The following is a 15475-nucleotide window of genomic DNA, read 5'->3' on the forward strand; positions in this document are numbered from 1 at the left end:
GCGACGAGTCCCCACCCGGACTGCTCGGCGTCCTGTCACTGACCCCGGCCGAACGAGCGGTCGGCGGCGTGTACCACGCCGTGCAGGTCGGCAACCTCCCGACCACCGGCCCGGAGGATGCTCCGGCGACCGGTCCGGTCGCACCCGACCTGTCGGTCGGCAGCCCGTTCGAGAACGTGCCGTGCCGCACGCTCGACCCCGACCTGTGGTTCGCGGATTCTCCCGCCGACCTCGAACTGGCGAAGTCCCTCTGTCGCGAGTGCCCGCTGCGCACGGCTTGCCTCGCGGGTGCCCTCGAGCGGCATGAGCCGTGGGGCGTCTGGGGCGGAGAGATCTTCGAACGCGGCGTGATCGTCCCGCGCAAGCGACCGCGCGGCCGACCCCATCGGCCGGCCGCCGAGTCCATCGACGTGCTCGTGGTCCGCAACGCGGTCGCCCGTGCCTTTGCGGACCTCGGATACGACGTCAGCGAGCTGGAGTCCGCCGACGGCCGCCAGGTGTTGCACTCCGCCCGTGCCGATTGGCTGGGCGAGCACACGGTGGACATCTCCGTGACCGAGGCCGGTAGTGTCCGGGCTCAACTGGTACGCGAACGGGAAGGCGCCGGCGGTACGGCCACGGCGGAGGACCGCGTGCGGATCGCGGACGTGACGGGCGACATCGAGGACATCCGGCGGCGGCTCCAGCTCACGGTGACGGTCGAGCCCGCCGTCGTCCGGCGGACGTCCTTGGAGGTGGTCCGCCCGGCGCCGTCCACCCGCCGCGGCCTCACCGCCTGACGGCGTCCAGCGAGGTGGCGTGCGCCCGTGCCAGACTGGGTGCGAGCGTGAGCCACGTGAAGGGACGGGATGGACCAGCCAGACGACCGCCGGCGTGACGCGGAGCGGACTCGGCGCGAGATCCTCGACGTCGCCACGCGGGAATTCGCCGACCGCGGGTACGACGGGGCGCGCGTCGACGAGATCGCCGAGCGGACCCGGACGACCAAGCGGATGATCTACTACTATTTCGGGGGCAAGCGGCAGCTGTACGTCGCGGCGCTCGAGCGGGCCTACGCACGGATCCGCGAGGCCGAGCGCGGTGTCAACCTCGACCACCTGCCACCGGCCGACGCGATCCGGCGCCTCGCCGAGATCACGTTCGACCACCATGAGGCGAACCCGGACTTCATCCGCCTCGTGAGCATCGAGAACATCCACCGCGGCGAGCACATCGCGCAGCTGGAGAGCCTGTCCGCGCTCAACAGCCCGGCGATCAAGGTGATCGAGCAGATCCTGAAACGGGGCTGGGCCGAGGGGCTGTTCCGCGAGGATGTGGACGCGTTCGACGTACACCTGGCGATCAGTGCTTATTGCTTCTTCCGGATCGCCAACCGGTACACCCTCACCGCCATCTTCGAGCGGGACCCCGTGGACCCGGGCCGGCGCGAGCACTACCGGCGGCTGCTCGGCGACATGATCGTGTCGCACCTACTCCTCGAGCAGCACTGACCCGTCGGCCGTGACGCCGGGCGCCGCCGTGACGGCGAGCGGGTTGGTGTTGTTGAGGTGCCCGAACAGCGCCCGGGTGCCCGGGTGGCGGGCCAGCGCCGCGCGCGCGTCGGCGATCGGCAGGTGGCCCATCTCGCGCGGGGTGCGCACGAGCCCGGCGACGCGCGCGGGCTCGTCCGCGTCGAGGAAGGTCCCGTCGAGCAGGGCCACGTCGGCACCTTCGAGGAACGCGTCGAACCGGTCTGTCCACCCGGGCAGGCAGGTGGCGTACACGAACGCACGGCCCGTGCGGTCGTCGGTGATCCGCAGTGCGCTGACCCAGTCGGTGCCGCAGTCCGGCCGTGCGTAACGGGGTACCTTCGTGCCGACGGTCAGGGATCGCACGGTCAGGCCACCCTCCAGCGTCGCCGGCAGCTCGCCCAGGCGGAGGTCCGTGTAGCGGCCCAGCATCGGGATCAGCGGCACGGCGGAGAGCACGGTCGCCGTGCCGTACACCTCGAGGTGGACGGCCTCCCGCAGGCTCAGCAGCCCGGCGGTGTGGTCCACCTCGGCCGTCGTGAGGAGCACACCGCGGACGGGGGTGTCCCGGCGGCCCGGGCCCGGGCGGAGCACCTCGGCGGCGAGCAGCTGGGCGCGGATGTCGGGAGAGGCGTTGATCAGGTACCACGCGGCGCCGTCCCCGCTGACCGCGACACTGTCCTGGGTGCGGTCGATCCCGGCCCGGCGCGCGGCCGTGCAGCCGTCGCAGGCGCAGTTCCATTGGGGCACGCCGCCGCCGGCCGCGCTGCCCAGCACACGGACGATCACCGCCACCGCCGCGGTGTCGCGGGCGCGCTGTGCAGCACACGGCCGGTCACGGCCACCGCCGCGGTGTCACGGGGCGTGCTGCTCGGCACGTGGCCGATCACCGCCACCGCCGCGGTGCCACAGGTGCACGGGCTCCGAGCCGTGCGGCGGACCGGACGAGTTCGTGATGCGGCGACAGTTCGCACGCCGGGTCGGTCGCGGCCGGGTCGCCGGTGAGCTGGAAGGCCTGGCAGCGGCACCCGCCGAAGTCGACGTGGCGCAGTGCGCATGTGCGGCACGGGTCGGACATCCAGTCGGTACCGCGGAAACTGTTGAACAATGCCGAATGCGTCCAGATGTCGGTCAGCGCCGCGGTCCGTACGGACGGCACGGTGAATCCGGGCAACTGCCCGGCGGCCAGGCACGGCAGCATGTCGCCGTTCGGGGCGACGACGAACTGGCGCCCGCCCCAGCCCTGCATGCACGGCTTCGGGCGGCCGGTGTGGTAGTCCGGCTCGACGTACACGACCTCGAGGCGGTCGCCGTGCCGGGCGTGGACCTCCGCGGCGGCGGCCGCGGCCCGCTCGACCTGGTCCGGGCTGGGCAGCAGCGCCGACCGGTTGCGCAGACCCCAGCCGTAGTACTGGGTGTGCGCCAGCTCGAGCCGGTCGGCGCCCAGCCCGGCGGCGAGATCGGCGATCGCGCCCAGCCGGTCCACGTTCCCGGCGTGCAGCACCACATTGATCGTGAGCGGGATCCCGGCCTCGCGCACGAGCGCGGCCACGGCGAGCTTGCGCTCGTGGAACCCGCCGCCGGCAACGCGGTCCGCGTCGGCCGCCCCGGCGTCCTGAATGGACAGTTGCAGGTGGTCGAGGCCGGCCCCGGCGAGCGCGGCGAGGCGGTCACCGGTGAGCGGGATGCCGCTGGTGACCAGGTTGGTGTACATCCCGAGCTCCCGCGCGTGCGCGACCAGCCCGGGCAGGTCGCGGCGCAGCAGCGGCTCGCCGCCGGAGAAGTGCACCTGCAGCACGCCGGCCGCACGGGCCTGGCTCAGCACGCCGAGCCACTCGTCGGCCGTCATTTCCCGGTGGTACGCGCTGAGCTCCACCGGATTCGAGCAGTACGCACACTGCAGCGGGCACCGGTACGTCAGCTCCGCGACCATCCCGATCGGATTCGCCGGCGCGGGCGACAAAGCCGCGCCGGCACGGTCCACGCCGGCCGTCCCGGTGACCCGGGCGATCAGGCGCTCCACATCGGACACCTGCACACCGTCATACTCGAGGCTGAGCACCTCCACGATGGACGCCAGGTCCCGCCGTCCGTCGCACGCGCGTACCACGTCCGCGGCGACCTCGTCGAGCAGCAGTACGCCCTCCGGGTACAACAGTGCATGGGTCTGCCGGACCTCGTCGAAGATCAGTCTGGTGCCGGGGCGCAGGCTCGGGGCGCTCATGACCGGGCCGCCGCGTAGTCGATCGCGTCGAGCATCGCGCCGAGCACGTCGCACTTGAAGCGCAGCGCCGCCAGGGCGGCGGCCTGCTGCTCGGCGCTCGTGCAGTGGGTGAGCACCAGCTCGAGGGTGTCGGCGCTGTCGGCCCGGGCGACCGGGATCCGCGTCTCGAAGTAGGCGAGGCCGTCGGGCTTGATCCAGTCGTAGTGCCGCTGCCAGGCCCGCATCCGGTCGGCCATGTGCTCCGGCGAGAACAGCTCGGTGAGGGCCGCGGCGATGCCCTCGGTCCACGGGCGGGTGCGGCAGAAGTGCAGGTACGCGTCGACGGCGAAGCGGACCCCCCGCAGCACGTGCCGCTCGTCGACGACCTCGTCGCGGGACAGCCCGACGGCCTCGGCGAGCACGAGCCAGTCGGCGAGCCCGCCCTCCCCGTCGTGGGTGCCGTCGTGGAACGTGACCCGGGGCAGCCAGGCCCGGCGGACCTCCGGCAGCGGGCAGCCGGCGACGATCGCGGCGTTCTTCTGGGCGAGGGTGCGCTGGTAGTACCACCGGTTGACAACCCAGAGGCCGATGTCGTGCGGTGTGCCGTGCCCCTCGTGCAGGCGCACATGGAACGGGTGCCGGTCCCAGTAGTGTGCGCCGAGGCCCCGCAGGGCCTCGGCGAACGCCGCCCGGCTCAGCGGGGCTGACGGTGCCACGGGTCGCCCGCGCCCGAGTAGGCCGAGACCTCCGGCCGGGTCTCGAGGCATTCGACCTTGGGCGGGGTCCACGGGCGGCGGCTCTTCGGGTTCGGCATGACGGCTCCATTCCGGTCCGCTAGGCGGTCCATGCGATCCGATCTATGGGAAGACCATAGCCGTCGCAACCTTGTGCGCCAAGAGGTGCCGACCTATATTGAGCCGACCTTATGTCGGTACAAGAAGTCCGCCTGATGGACCTTAAGGAGTGCCCGGCATGCATCTGAAACGTCCCGCTCTGCTCGCCGCGCTCGTCGCGGCCGCGACCACTGTGATCGGACTCGTCGCCGTGCTGCCCAGCGCGGCCCAGCAACCCAAGGACCGCGACACCGGGGCCCGCGAGCTGGGCAGCCCGGACTACGGGGTGTGCCGCGGCCCGGACGAGCGCTGCTACCACGACTGGGGCAACTTCGACCCGGCCAAGGGCTACCGGGTGCTGCTGTTCACACGCACGGCCGGCCCGCGCCACGCCAACCTCGGCCCCGCCCTGGCCGCCGGGCTCAACCCGCCGCTGACCGCCGCGAACGTCGTGCAGAACGGTGTCGTCGCACTGGGTCAGCAGAACGGCTTCGCCGTCGACTGGACCGAGGACGTCGCCCAGCTCGCCTCCCCGAACCAGCTGTTCCGCTACAACGCGGTGATCTTCTACAGCACGTCGCGGGACACGCTCGACGACGCAGCGCAGACCTCGCTGCGGCAGTACATCCGCGGCGGGGGTGGTTTCGTCGGCGTGCACAACGCGTTCGGCACGGAGTACAACTGGCCGTGGTACGAGGGTCTGCTCGGCGGCGCGAACTACTACGACCACGGCCCGGCCCAGTCCGGCACGGTCCGCACGGTGGACCGCCGTGACGTCTCCACCGCCGGGCTGCCGTCCACGTGGTCGTTCAAGGACGAGTGGTACAACCTCGTGCCGGCGCCCAGCCGGGTGCGGGTGCTGCTGACGGTCGACGAGCACAGCCTGGCCCAGGGCGTCACCGGCTCGATGGGCCACCCCGGGCACGGCGCCGAACATCCGGTCGCCTGGTGCCAGTACTACGACGGCGGCCGCGCCTGGCTGACCACCCTCGGCCATGACGCGCTCGACTTCAGCGACGGTAGCGCGTTCCCGGGTGCCGTGCAGTTCCAGCAGCTGCTGGTGGGCGGCGTCCGCTCGGCGATGGGCGCCGCCCCGTTCTGCCGCTGATCACCGGAAGGCGTCGAGGCGGTCCCGCACCCACTCGGCGTAGGGGCGGGCCGGGTGCCCGGTCAGGTCCTCCACTGTGGACGTGACCGGGGCCGGGGCCCTGGTGGCGCGCTCCATCGTGCTCAGGAGCGCGTCGGCGAAGCCGCGGTCCATGAACTGCGCGAGCTGTTCGAGGACCGCGGCGGGGTCGACGCCCTCGACGTGCAGTTCCCGGCCGAGCGCCGTGCCGAGCACGGCCACCTGGTCGGCCTGGGTCAGCGCGGCCGGCCCGGTCACGTCGTAGGCCTTCCCGCGGTGGCCGTCCTGCGTCAGGGCGGTCACCGCGGCCTCGGCGACGTCGTGCTCGTGCACGGCGGCCGTGCTCGAGTCCGGGTACGGCACGCGGATGACATCCCCGTGGGCGAGCTGCTGGGCGAAGGTCAGCGAGTTGATGGCCGGGAACAGGATCCGCAGCGCCGTCCAGTCGTCGGTCGCCGCGGCCACGGCCGCCTCGAGCTCGCGGTGGTAGTTCGCGATCACGTCGGTGCTCTCGTCGACCGCGGACGACGACAGCACCACGATCCGCCGCCCGGGCACGAGCGCGAGCAGCGGGGCCGGGTCGAGCCCGAACGGCAGCACGAGCAGCACGGCGGTGACGCCGTCGACGGCGGCCGGCAGGCTTTCGGGATCAGTCAGGTCCGCCTGTACCACCTCGACGCCGCCGGGCAGCGCGGCGTTCGACGGGTCGCGGGTGAGGGCGCGGACGGGGATGTGACGCGCGGCGAGGGTCTCGACCGCCTGGCGGCCGAAGAATGCGGTGGCACCGACAACGAGAATCATGCGAGCGACGCTACGGTGTAATGCGGCCAGCTTCAGTCCGCAATTCCAGCCCCGTTCGGCATTGACATTCGTCGTTGTTGCCCTACGCTCGACCCGGGTCATGAAAGCGCTCTCTCGCCGCCCCGGGAAGAGGCCATCGTGCGACTTTTGATCAGCCGCGCCGCCGCCGTGACCGTGTTCGGGGTGGCCGCCGCCGTGGCCGTTCCGCAGGTCGTCGCGGCCGCCACCCCGTCCCGCTACACGATCGTCGACCTCGGCTCGCCCGACAGCGGCGCGAACGGGATCAACAACGCGGGCGTGGTCGTCGGCTACCGCGACACCCCGACGGGCCGCCACGCGTTCCGCTGGGCCGGCGGCGTCATGACCGATCTCGGCACCCTGCCCGGCGGCGCGAGCAGCGTCGCCAACGCGATAAACGACGCCGGACAGGTCGCCGGCACCGCCGACCGCTCGTCCGGTGGCTACGGCTACCCGGTCAGGTGGAGCGCGTCCGGTGCGATCACCGACCTCGGCGGCCCCGTGACGAACCGGCTCGGCGCCGCCAACGCCATCGAGCGGCACGGCCGGATCGCCGGCGGCCAGCGCCCCGCCGGCTCCGAGGGCTCGCCGCTGGCCACGATCTACGAGCCCGGCGGCAGCTCCCGGTACCTGGCCGACCCGCCCGACGCGCTGTACGCCGCCACCGGCATCAACGCGCGCGGCCACATCACCGCCAACCCGGGGTATGTCATCTGGGACAATGGTGCACGGTTCAAGATGCCCGGTCTGCGGTACTTCGACGGCGACGTCGTCACCGTGAACGCCATCAACGTTCGCGACCAGGTCACCGGCTCCGCCCCGATCGGTGACGGCCTTTCGCACGCCGTGTTCTGGAACGCCCGCGACGTGATTGAGCACGGCGCGCCGATCGGCACGGACATCGGCACGGTCGACGGCATCGCGTACAGCACGGGCAACGCCGTCAACGCCGCCGGCCAGGTGGTCGGGACCGCCGACCCGATGTGCCAGCCGTGCGCCGCGCCCAAGGCCTGGGTGTGGCAGCCCGGCGGCACCATCGCCGCGCTCGACACCCTGATCCCGGCCGGCACCGGATGGCAGCTGCAGCAGGCCAACGGCATCAACGACCGCGGCGAGATCGTGGGCCGCGGCGTGCTGGGCGGCAGGTCCCACGCGTTCCTGCTGGTCCCGCGGTTCCACGCCAACGTGAACTTCCAGCCGGCCTCGTCGACCACCCCGACCGGCTACACCGCCGACACCGGCGCCGTCTACGCGGCCCGCACGGGCGGCGCCATCTACGGCTGGAGCGCCGACGACGCCGCATACACCCGGCTCCGTCCCGAGGCGGGGGCGCCCGACCTGCGCTACCGGACCCTGATCCACGCCCAGCATCCGACGTCGGCGAACACGTGGGAGATCGCCGTGCCGAACGGCCGGTACCTCGTGCACATTGCCGCCGGCGATCCCGGATTCACGGACAGCACGTACCGCATCGCGTTCGAGGGCGCGCTGACAATCAGCGGCACCCCGACCGCCGCCGACCACTTCGTCGAGGGCACCACGACCGTTACGGTCGCCGACGGCCGCCTGACCGTTACCAACGCCGCGGGCGGCAGCAACAACAAGCTCGACTACATCGACGTGATCGGCCTGTAGTACCGGGCCGGCCGGCCGTGCCGGGCGTGGCAGCATACGTCCGTGAACGATGCCGCAGGGCCTGACCGTGACCGAGTGGCTCACCCTTTGGCTGGAGGGCCGCGCCTACCCACCGGTGCTGGTCCGCGACGGCAAGGAGTGGCGCCCCGGCACCGAGGACGAGGAGCGGGCGGCGTGGCTGGAACACGAGGAGTGGCGCCGCAGCCCGGACCCGGTCGACGACGACGAGGACTGGCCGCACTGATCGGCCAGACCTCTCGCCGTGCGCGCATGAGCGTGCCGCTGAGAATGCGTCAGGCGTCGCGCCGCACGAGGGTCAGCCACGCGGCGGCGAGGGCGGTCGCGGCCCACCCGGCCAGCACGGGCGTCGTGGCCTCGTGCGGCAGGTACGGCTCAACCCTGGGTATGACCGCCCGCAGTATGGGTGTGAGCAGGATCGGTACACCCGCTAAGAAGGCAAGTGGCCAGACCACTCCCCGGGTCAGCAGGGCCAGGCCCAGCGCGAACAGGCTGAGCAGCAGGCACCGGGCCGACAGCGACAGCGCCGCGCTCAACAGCGCCACGGTCAGCACCTTGAAGGCGATGAGCCGATGCCGCGACGGTACCGCGCACAGGCTCGCCGCCACGTTGTCGCGCCCGCCCGCCACCGCGGCGATCGTCGCCATCGCGTGCGCGGCCAGCAGGGGCGCGGACTTCAGCTCCAGTGCGGCGTACGCGGCGAGCAGCACCCATGTCACCGGCAGCGTCGCGAGCTTGTAGAACTCCGCCGTCACGGCACGTCCCGGCGGTGCAGCACCAGCCCGGCGGCGGTGAGTGTCAGCACGGCCCACCCGACCGTGACGAGCACGGCCACGGCCGGGCCGGAGCTCAGCGAGCCGTCGACGTGCGGGTCCAGCAGCAGGTTGCGCCCGGCGCTGAGGGGGAGCAGCGCGTCGAGCCAGTGCGGCGCGGCCTGGGTCATCGTCGCGGCGGTGACGGCGACGATGCCGAGCAGGCCGGCCAGGACGCCGCGGCCGGCGAGGGCGAAAGCGTAGCCGAGGAGCGAGTACAGCAGCGCGTAGCCGACGAACTGGAGCTGCGGGACCACGGTCGTCCGCAGCAGGCCCGGGTTCCACCCGCGGATCGCCAGCCAGGTGAACAGCAGCGACCCGAGCGACACCAGCGCACCGGTGCACAGCAGCCAGGCCGCGGCGGCCACCGTTTTGGCCGCGAACAGCACGGTCCGCCGCGGCACGGCCAGCAGCGCCGCGCCGAGGCGGCGGGCCTCGTGGCCGCCGAGGATCGCGCCCAGCACGGGCAGGAACAGGCACATCTGCAGCGACGAGCCCGCCGTGAGGTCGAGGATCGCGCGGGCCGCCGGCTGCCGCTCGCCGATGAACACCTCGATGGTGCCGTCGGGCGCGATCGCGTCCACCGCGTCGCGGGTCAGGCCGAGCGCCTGCCACTGCACCAGTACGTGCAGCGCGAGCAGGACGCCGGTCGCGATCCACGCGGTGCGGGAGGCGCGCAGCTTGAGGAACTCCGCGCGCAGCCTGTTCACCGGGCCTCGCCGGTCAGTGCGAAGAAGGCGGCCTCGAGGGTACCGTGCCCGCCGTCACCATCCCCAATGGACCGTCGGCCGCGATCCGTCCACGATGGATGATCACGACGTCGTCGGCGGTCTCGGCCACGTCGGCCATGGCGTGGCTCGACAGCAGGACCGTACGGCCCTCGGCGGCCGACTCCCGCGCGAGGCGCCGCACCCAGCGGATGCCGTCCGGGTCGAGGCCGTTCGCGGGCTCGTCGAGGATCAGCACCTCGGGGTCGCCGAGCAGGGCGGCCGCGATGCCGAGCCGGCGGCGCATGCCGAGGGAGTAGCGGCCGGTCCGCCGCCGGGCGGATGCGGCGAGGCCGGCGAGCTCGAGCACCTCGCGGACCCGGCGCCGCGGGATGCCGTTGGACAGGGCCAGCGACCGCAGGTGGTCGACGGCGCGGCGTTCGGGCAGCGGGCCCGCCTCGTCGAGCAGGGCGCCGACCGTCCGCAATGGATGGCGCAGGCCGGCGTAACGGCGGCCGTGGATGGTGGCCAGGCCACCGTCGCTTCTGGCCAGGCCGAGCAGCACGCGCAGGGTCGTGGACTTGCCGGCCCCGTTCGGTCCGAGGAACCCGGTCACCCGCCCCGGACGCGCGACGAAGCCGATGCCGTCGACCGCCGGCAGAGATCCGTAGCGTTTTCGCAAACCCATCACTTCGATCACCGGCCCAGCCTGGCGGTGGGCAGATCGGGCCCGCGTCCCCCGAACGGAGACGCGAAAGGAGACGCGAAAGGAGACGCGAAGGGGTCGAACAGCGACTCAGCGCGGATCGTGCAGCAGTCCGGCCTCGTGGGCGAGCACGGCCAGGTGCGTGCGGTCGTTGACGCCGAGCTTGGCGAACATGCGCCGCATGTACGTGCGCACCGTCTCCAGGCTCAACCGCAGCTCGTCCGCGATCTGCTGGTTCGACAGCCCGCGGGCCACCAGCCGGGCCACCTGTAGCTCCCTTGTGGACAGTACGGTCGTCGCGAACGGGTGGGCCTTCGCCGGCGGCGCGAACTGCCGGACGAGCCGCGCGGTCACCTCCGGGGCCAGCATCGCGTGACCGTCGTGCACCGCTCGCACGGCCCGCAGCACCTCGGCCGGGGCGGCGTTCTTCAGCAGGAAGCCGGACGCGCCCAGCGACAGCGCGCGGTACACGTACTCGTCGAGGTCGAACACGCCTATCACAACGGCACCCGCGCGAGCACCCGGAACTCCCCGGCCGCGGGCTCCTCCCACCGCACCTCGCCCCGGGCCAGCCCGACGCGCTCGCGCAGCCCCTCGAGGCCCACCCCGGTGCCGGGCGCGGGCCGGGGACCACCGGCGCTGTGCACCTCGACGACCGCCGCGTCCGCCCGTGCCGTCACCTGGACGCGGCACACCGCCCCGGGCGCGTGCCGCAGCGCGTTGCTCAGCGACTCCTGCACGACCCGCACCACCACGGTTCCGGCCGGCTCGGGCAGGTCCCCGTCGATCCGTTCGTCGACCGTGATCCCCGCGGCCCGGCTCGCCGCGAGCACGGCCAGCAGCCGCTCCCGGGCGGGCGCGACGGGCACGGGCAGATCTCTGAGCGCTCGCACCAGGGTTTGTACCTCCTGCAGTGCCCCCCGCGCATGCCCCTCCACGTCCGCGAGGCTCTGCCGCAGCTCGACCTCGTCGGCGTCGGGCAGCATCCGTGCGACCCCGGCCTCGGCCGCGATGACCGCGAGGGCGTGCCCGACCACGTCGTGTACGTCCCGCGCGACCTCGGCCTGCACCCGGGCCCGCTCCAGCGCCTCGGCCGCGCGCGCCTGCCGCCCGGCCGCGGTCCCGAGCAGCCAGGCCCCGCCGAGCACGAACGCGGCCACGAACAGCCGCGTGGCGCCCTCCGGCATCGCGACCGTCGCCCCGAGTACCGCAATCCCGCACACAACCCCGACGGCCGCACCACGGGCGCGGCCGGCCCGCTCGGCCGCGACCGGGTACAGGCACCAGGCCGCGGCGAGCATCGGGTCCTGGCTCACGCCGAGCACCCCACCCGCCACGGTCACGGCCGCCGCCACGAGCACGGCCGCCACCGGCGCCCGGCGCCGCAGCAGCACCGCCGCGCCCGCGAGCGCCCCGAGCGCGAGCCCGGCCACGGCCCGCGCGCCGCCCGCGGTCAGGGCCGGCGGCACCCAGAAACCGCCGACCACCACGACGGCGACGGCCAGGTCGAGCCGGAAACGCCGGCCCATGGGCGTCAGACCCCCGCCAGCGTCAGGATGCGCTCCATCTCGGCGGCCGGAAGGGCCGGGGAGGCGGCGACCGTTGCGGCGACCGACTCCGACGGGTCGTCGAGCAGGCGGACGAGGTCCGGCCCGGGCAGGTTCGGGTGGGCGGCGACCACCTTGCGGACCCCGGCGTCCGGATCGCGGGACAGCAGCGCGGGGCCTGCGTCCAGCACTTGGCGAGCTCGGCCCGCACGCCGGGGTCGGGATCGTGCGCCAGCCGGGCCCGCAGGTCGTCCGGCACCCGGTCGGTCCAGGCGAGCTCGCGGCGCACGTCCGGCGCGGGGTCGCCGATCAGGCGCTCGAACAGTTCGCGCGCCGACGCCGGGGCGCGGCCCGCCACTGCGCGGCGGATGACGGGGTCGTCGTCGGCGGCGAGCCGGAGTCGTACCGCCGCGTCGAGGTGTTCGTTGAGCGCGAGGGTGTGCCGCAGCCAGGGGTGCGTGGACTCCAGGATCGCCTCGACCTGCCCGGCGCTGAGATCGGGCCGGCCGGCGACACGGCCGAAGCCCTTGCCGTACCGCAGCAGCCGTTCGACCATCGCCGACGGCAGTGCCGGGTTGGCGGAAAGACCGTCCACGAGCGCCTCGAGCTGCATGCCGACCTCCCCGTGACTCGGGCGGCTCCGATCATATGCTGAGGGCGTGAATCCGCTGAAGATCGTCGAGACTCGCCCGGGGAATCACCCGCTGCTGCTCAACGCCGGCTCGACGAACGACCCGCGCGGATGAGTGAGGTCGTTGCGCTGGCCGAGGAGCGCGGCCTCGAGTTCGACGACTGACAGCGCAGCTCAGGAACGGATGAGGGCCCTTCACAACGTGGGGTGTAGTTGGGGACCGAAATGCGCCGGGGCGCCCGTCAGGGATCGGCGCCGGCTCGATGCTGGCGGCGGCGCGCGATGCCGGATGGGCCGTCGGCGATGATGTCGGCGTGGAGTATGTGTCCAGGGTGCCCGGTCCGCCGCTGGACGGGCTGATCGACGACCTCTACTACCTGGAGGGCGCCCCGCCGTACTCCCGGTTGATGCTGCCGGCGGCGCCCGCGCCATTGCTCATCGTCAACCTCGGGGCGCCGTTTCTCATCCGCGCAGGCACCGACGTAGACGCCGTGGAGTACGCCGACGGCTGCGCGGTCACCACGCCCACGCGTGCGTGGGAGTTCAGCTACCCAACCCCGACCCGGTCGGTGGGCGTCCACTTCAGGCCGTGGGGCCTGGCACCGTTCCTTCCGATGCCCGCGGCCGAGTTGTGCGACCGACCTGCGACGGTGGAGCAGATCTGGGGCCAGCCCGCTATCGCTGACTTGCGACACCGACTGACCTTGGCGGACGCACCGCACGAAATGCTGATGTTGCTCGAGGAGGAACTGGTGCGACGGTTGCGGGTGATCGACGGTCTTGACCTGGTCCGCCAGATGAGCAGCGCCGTTGCGGCGACAGGCGGGACAGTGCCGATCAGCGACATCGGTGTGGCGGCCCGCGCCAGCAGCACGTATTTGGCGAAGCGGTTCAAGGCCGTAGTCGGTGTCACGCCAAAACGGCTGGCTCGCAGCTACCGCTTCAGCTCCGCCGTGTTGGCGCTCGACGTGGCTGCACCGATCGACTGGGGAGACGTTGCCGCTGGCGCGGGCTACTTCGACCAGGCCCACTTCGTGCGCGAGTTCCGGGAGTTCACCGGGCTCACGCCGACCCGGTACGCCGAAGTCCGGCGGCGATTCCTGCGCGATCATCCCGACCACGTCCTGGACGGCTGGCCGCTCCCGGCCGATTGATTTCGTACAAGAGCGACAGCTCACGCCGCACAAGACTTGGGACTCCAAACAGAGGAGGAATCCATGGGGAAAGTGGTCATGAACGCGTCGGTTTCGGTGGATGGTTACATCGCGGCTGAGAACGACGACCCCGGTCCGATCTTCGAGTGGCTGGTCAGCGGTGACGTGCCGTTGGACGACAGTGGCGTTCTGAAGGTGTCGCAGGCTTCGTTCGACTACGTCCGGCCGTACTGGGACGAGGTCGGGGTGACCATTGCCGGCCGTCACGCCTTCGACATCACCGACGGCTGGGATGGGACGCCTCCGAGTGGGATCGACCATGTGGTCGTGGTGAGTCACCGTGGTGCGCCCGAGGGCTGGGACCTCCAGGCGCCGTTCCACTTTGTCGACGGCATCGAGGCGGCCGTGGCCAAGGCGCGGGAGCTTGCGGGTGACCGCACTGTCGAGTTCGCTGCTGGCGACGTCGGTGGCCAGGCGCTCGCCGCAGGTTGGGTCGACGAGGTACGCATGGACGTCGCACCCGTCGTGCTCGGGTCCGGTAAGCGTTACTTCGGCTCCGTCGACGCGCAACACCTGCTGGAAGGCCCAGACGTAGTTGTTCAGGGCAACCGGGTGCTTCACCTGCGCTATCGGGTGCGCCGTTGACCGATCTGAGTGGGTACGCGAAGAAGACCGCTGCGACTGTGACACGAGATCGGGCAGCGTGAAGCCGGACGCGAGCGCGGCGACGACGTGCCCGCCCGCGTCGGCGAGCTCGAGCTGACCTACCAGTCGCTGGATCTGCCCATCGCCGGCCGGGCGGTCCACGACCTCACCGTCTACAGCGCCGAGCCGGGCACCACCGCGGAGGAACGGCTCAAGCCGCTCGCCAGCTGGGCCGCGACCCCGGCCCCCGCCCCGGAGCGCACGCCCCACCACCGCTGACGCTCAGAGCCGGAAGGTGCGGGTCCCCGCGGGGGCCGTCGTCTCCGTCGCGTCGAGCGCCACGAACCGGATGGGGACGGGGCTGTCCACGCCGTCCAGCGACCAGGAAACGCGGGACATGAGCGCGCAGGACAACGGGGCGGAGCAGGCGTACCGGGCTCTGGAGGCAATGATCACGTTCCAGGAGCTGGCGCCGGGCAGCCTCGTCTCGGAGGCTGCGCTGATGGACCGCACCGGCTACGGCCGGACGCCCGTGCGGGAGGCGCTGCAACGCCTGGCCCGGGAGCGCATGGTCGACATCCGTCCCCGCCGGGGGGTGTTCATCGCCCAGCTGTCGATCGAGTCGCAACTCCGCCTGCTCGAACTGCGGCGCAGCATCGAAGTACTGGCGGTCCGGCTCGCGGCCGACCGGGCCGAGGCCGCGCAGATCGAAGCGATGCTCGCCCTCGACGAGGCGCTGGCCGCCTTCACCGGTGAGGACATCCGAGCGTTCCGCCCGCTGGTCTCGCAGTCGCACCACCTCGTCGCCATGGCGGCCCACAACGAGTACCTGTCGGTCGCGGTGGCACCGCTGCAGGGCTTGTCACGGCGGTTCTGGTTCGCCAACCTCCGCGACGTCGCCGGCGAGATCCGCGCCGGGCGGGACCTGCACTGCGGGATCCTCCGCGCGATCTGCCAGGCCGACGCCGAGAAGGCGGCCGAGGCGTCACTCCGGCTCAACGACTACCTCACCGAGTTCGCCTACCGGACCCTGCACCACCGGTAGCCCGCGAGCGCCGATGACGATGTCACGGTGTGCCGTCTCCGGGCCTACGGCGAGCGCCAACCGCGTGATGCCGGTCATCACGGCCA

The 15475-nt window shown here is 72.5% G+C and carries 19 protein-coding genes and 1 pseudogene; 10 read left to right on the forward strand and 10 right to left on the reverse strand.

Translation table 11 applies throughout. The features are described 5' to 3' along the window. Positions 1-149: 149 nt before the first annotated feature. Positions 150-383: pseudogene (locus AB0B76_RS33770) on the forward strand (WhiB family transcriptional regulator); the annotation flags it as partial. A 465-nt stretch (positions 384-848) separates the two neighbouring features. Next, the gene (locus tag AB0B76_RS33775; RefSeq protein WP_360382975.1) at positions 849-1490 is read left to right on the forward strand and encodes a TetR/AcrR family transcriptional regulator; all 642 of its coding nucleotides are present in this window, start codon (positions 849-851) and stop codon (positions 1488-1490) included. Here the strand turns inward: AB0B76_RS33775 and AB0B76_RS33780 are convergent. The 3 genes from AB0B76_RS33780 to pqqC form a co-directional block, all read right to left on the reverse strand. Beyond that, the gene (locus AB0B76_RS33780) at positions 1470-2303 is read right to left on the reverse strand and encodes an MBL fold metallo-hydrolase (protein ID WP_360382977.1); all 834 of its coding nucleotides are present in this window, start codon (positions 2301-2303) and stop codon (positions 1470-1472) included. The genes AB0B76_RS33775 and AB0B76_RS33780 overlap by 21 nt on opposite strands. A gap of 91 nt (positions 2304-2394) precedes the next feature. Beyond that, positions 2395-3732 carry a pyrroloquinoline quinone biosynthesis protein PqqE gene (gene pqqE, locus AB0B76_RS33785; RefSeq protein WP_360382979.1) on the reverse strand — a complete coding sequence of 446 codons (1338 nt, stop codon included), beginning with the start codon at positions 3730-3732 and terminating at the stop codon, positions 2395-2397. Continuing rightward, positions 3729-4427: a pyrroloquinoline-quinone synthase PqqC gene (gene pqqC / locus AB0B76_RS33790; RefSeq protein ID WP_360382980.1), complete on the reverse strand. Its 699-nt coding sequence runs from the start codon at positions 4425-4427 to the stop codon at positions 3729-3731. Before pqqC ends, pqqE begins: the two co-directional genes overlap by 4 nt. 256 nt (positions 4428-4683) lie before the next feature. Here pqqC and AB0B76_RS33795 point away from each other — a divergent pair, with 256 nt between their 5' ends. After that, positions 4684-5652, forward strand: a complete 969-nt coding sequence (locus AB0B76_RS33795) for a ThuA domain-containing protein (protein ID WP_360382981.1) — start codon at positions 4684-4686, stop codon at positions 5650-5652. Here AB0B76_RS33795 and AB0B76_RS33800 read toward each other — a convergent pair whose 3' ends face one another. Next, the gene (locus AB0B76_RS33800; RefSeq protein WP_360382982.1) at positions 5653-6471 is read right to left on the reverse strand and encodes an NAD(P)H-binding protein; all 819 of its coding nucleotides are present in this window, start codon (positions 6469-6471) and stop codon (positions 5653-5655) included. Positions 6472-6609: 138 nt separating this feature from the next. Between AB0B76_RS33800 and AB0B76_RS33805 the strand changes: the two genes are divergently transcribed. Together AB0B76_RS33805 and AB0B76_RS33810 are read left to right on the forward strand one after the other, a co-directional pair. Beyond that, positions 6610-8124: a hypothetical protein gene (locus AB0B76_RS33805; protein ID WP_360382984.1), complete on the forward strand. Its 1515-nt coding sequence runs from the start codon at positions 6610-6612 to the stop codon at positions 8122-8124. 49 nt (positions 8125-8173) lie between these two features. Continuing rightward, a complete protein-coding gene (locus AB0B76_RS33810; protein WP_360382986.1) occupies positions 8174-8368 on the forward strand; it encodes a hypothetical protein in 195 nt (64 codons plus the stop codon). Positions 8369-8417: 49 nt separating this feature from the next. Here AB0B76_RS33810 and AB0B76_RS33815 read toward each other — a convergent pair whose 3' ends face one another. The 6 genes from AB0B76_RS33815 to AB0B76_RS33840 form a co-directional block, all read right to left on the reverse strand. Further along, positions 8418-8897, reverse strand: a complete 480-nt coding sequence (locus AB0B76_RS33815) for a hypothetical protein (RefSeq protein WP_360382987.1) — start codon at positions 8895-8897, stop codon at positions 8418-8420. Then, complete coding sequence (locus AB0B76_RS33820; RefSeq protein WP_360382988.1) at positions 8894-9664, reverse strand: hypothetical protein; 771 nt, start codon at positions 9662-9664, stop codon at positions 8894-8896. The genes AB0B76_RS33815 and AB0B76_RS33820 overlap by 4 nt, the downstream gene beginning before the upstream one ends. Before the next feature lie 13 nt (positions 9665-9677). Next, positions 9678-10343, reverse strand: a complete 666-nt coding sequence (locus AB0B76_RS33825; RefSeq protein WP_360382989.1) for an ATP-binding cassette domain-containing protein — start codon at positions 10341-10343, stop codon at positions 9678-9680. 114 nt (positions 10344-10457) lie between these two features. Next, positions 10458-10868, reverse strand: a complete 411-nt coding sequence (locus AB0B76_RS33830; protein ID WP_360382991.1) for a response regulator transcription factor — start codon at positions 10866-10868, stop codon at positions 10458-10460. Then, complete coding sequence (locus AB0B76_RS33835; protein WP_360382992.1) at positions 10865-11896, reverse strand: histidine kinase; 1032 nt, start codon at positions 11894-11896, stop codon at positions 10865-10867. Before AB0B76_RS33835 ends, AB0B76_RS33830 begins: the two co-directional genes overlap by 4 nt. 5 nt (positions 11897-11901) lie before the next feature. After that, positions 11902-12105 (reverse strand): hypothetical protein, encoded by a 204-nt coding sequence (locus tag AB0B76_RS33840; RefSeq protein ID WP_360382994.1) that lies wholly within the window; start codon positions 12103-12105, stop codon positions 11902-11904. Between the two features lie 35 nt (positions 12106-12140). On the opposite strand from AB0B76_RS33840, the gene AB0B76_RS33845 reads away from it, so the two are divergent. The 5 genes from AB0B76_RS33845 (at position 12141) to AB0B76_RS33865 (ending at position 15389) form a co-directional block, all read left to right on the forward strand. Continuing rightward, entirely contained in the window at positions 12141-12569 is a 429-nt protein-coding gene (locus AB0B76_RS33845; RefSeq protein WP_360382995.1) for a hypothetical protein, read from the forward strand. Positions 12570-12808: 239 nt separating this feature from the next. Beyond that, positions 12809-13699 carry a helix-turn-helix domain-containing protein gene (locus AB0B76_RS33850; protein WP_360382996.1) on the forward strand — a complete coding sequence of 297 codons (891 nt, stop codon included), beginning with the start codon at positions 12809-12811 and terminating at the stop codon, positions 13697-13699. A 63-nt stretch (positions 13700-13762) separates the two neighbouring features. After that, a complete protein-coding gene (locus tag AB0B76_RS33855; RefSeq protein ID WP_345128216.1) occupies positions 13763-14344 on the forward strand; it encodes a dihydrofolate reductase family protein in 582 nt (193 codons plus the stop codon). 87 nt (positions 14345-14431) lie between these two features. Continuing rightward, on the forward strand, positions 14432-14623 hold the full coding sequence (locus AB0B76_RS33860; protein WP_360382998.1) for a hypothetical protein: 192 nt from the start codon (positions 14432-14434) through the stop codon (positions 14621-14623). A 118-nt stretch (positions 14624-14741) separates the two neighbouring features. Next, positions 14742-15389, forward strand: coding sequence for a GntR family transcriptional regulator (locus AB0B76_RS33865; protein WP_360382999.1), 648 nt, complete (start codon positions 14742-14744; stop codon positions 15387-15389). Positions 15390-15475: the final 86 nt, after the last annotated feature.

The sequence above is a fragment of the Dactylosporangium sp. NPDC049140 genome (genome assembly GCF_040648435.1).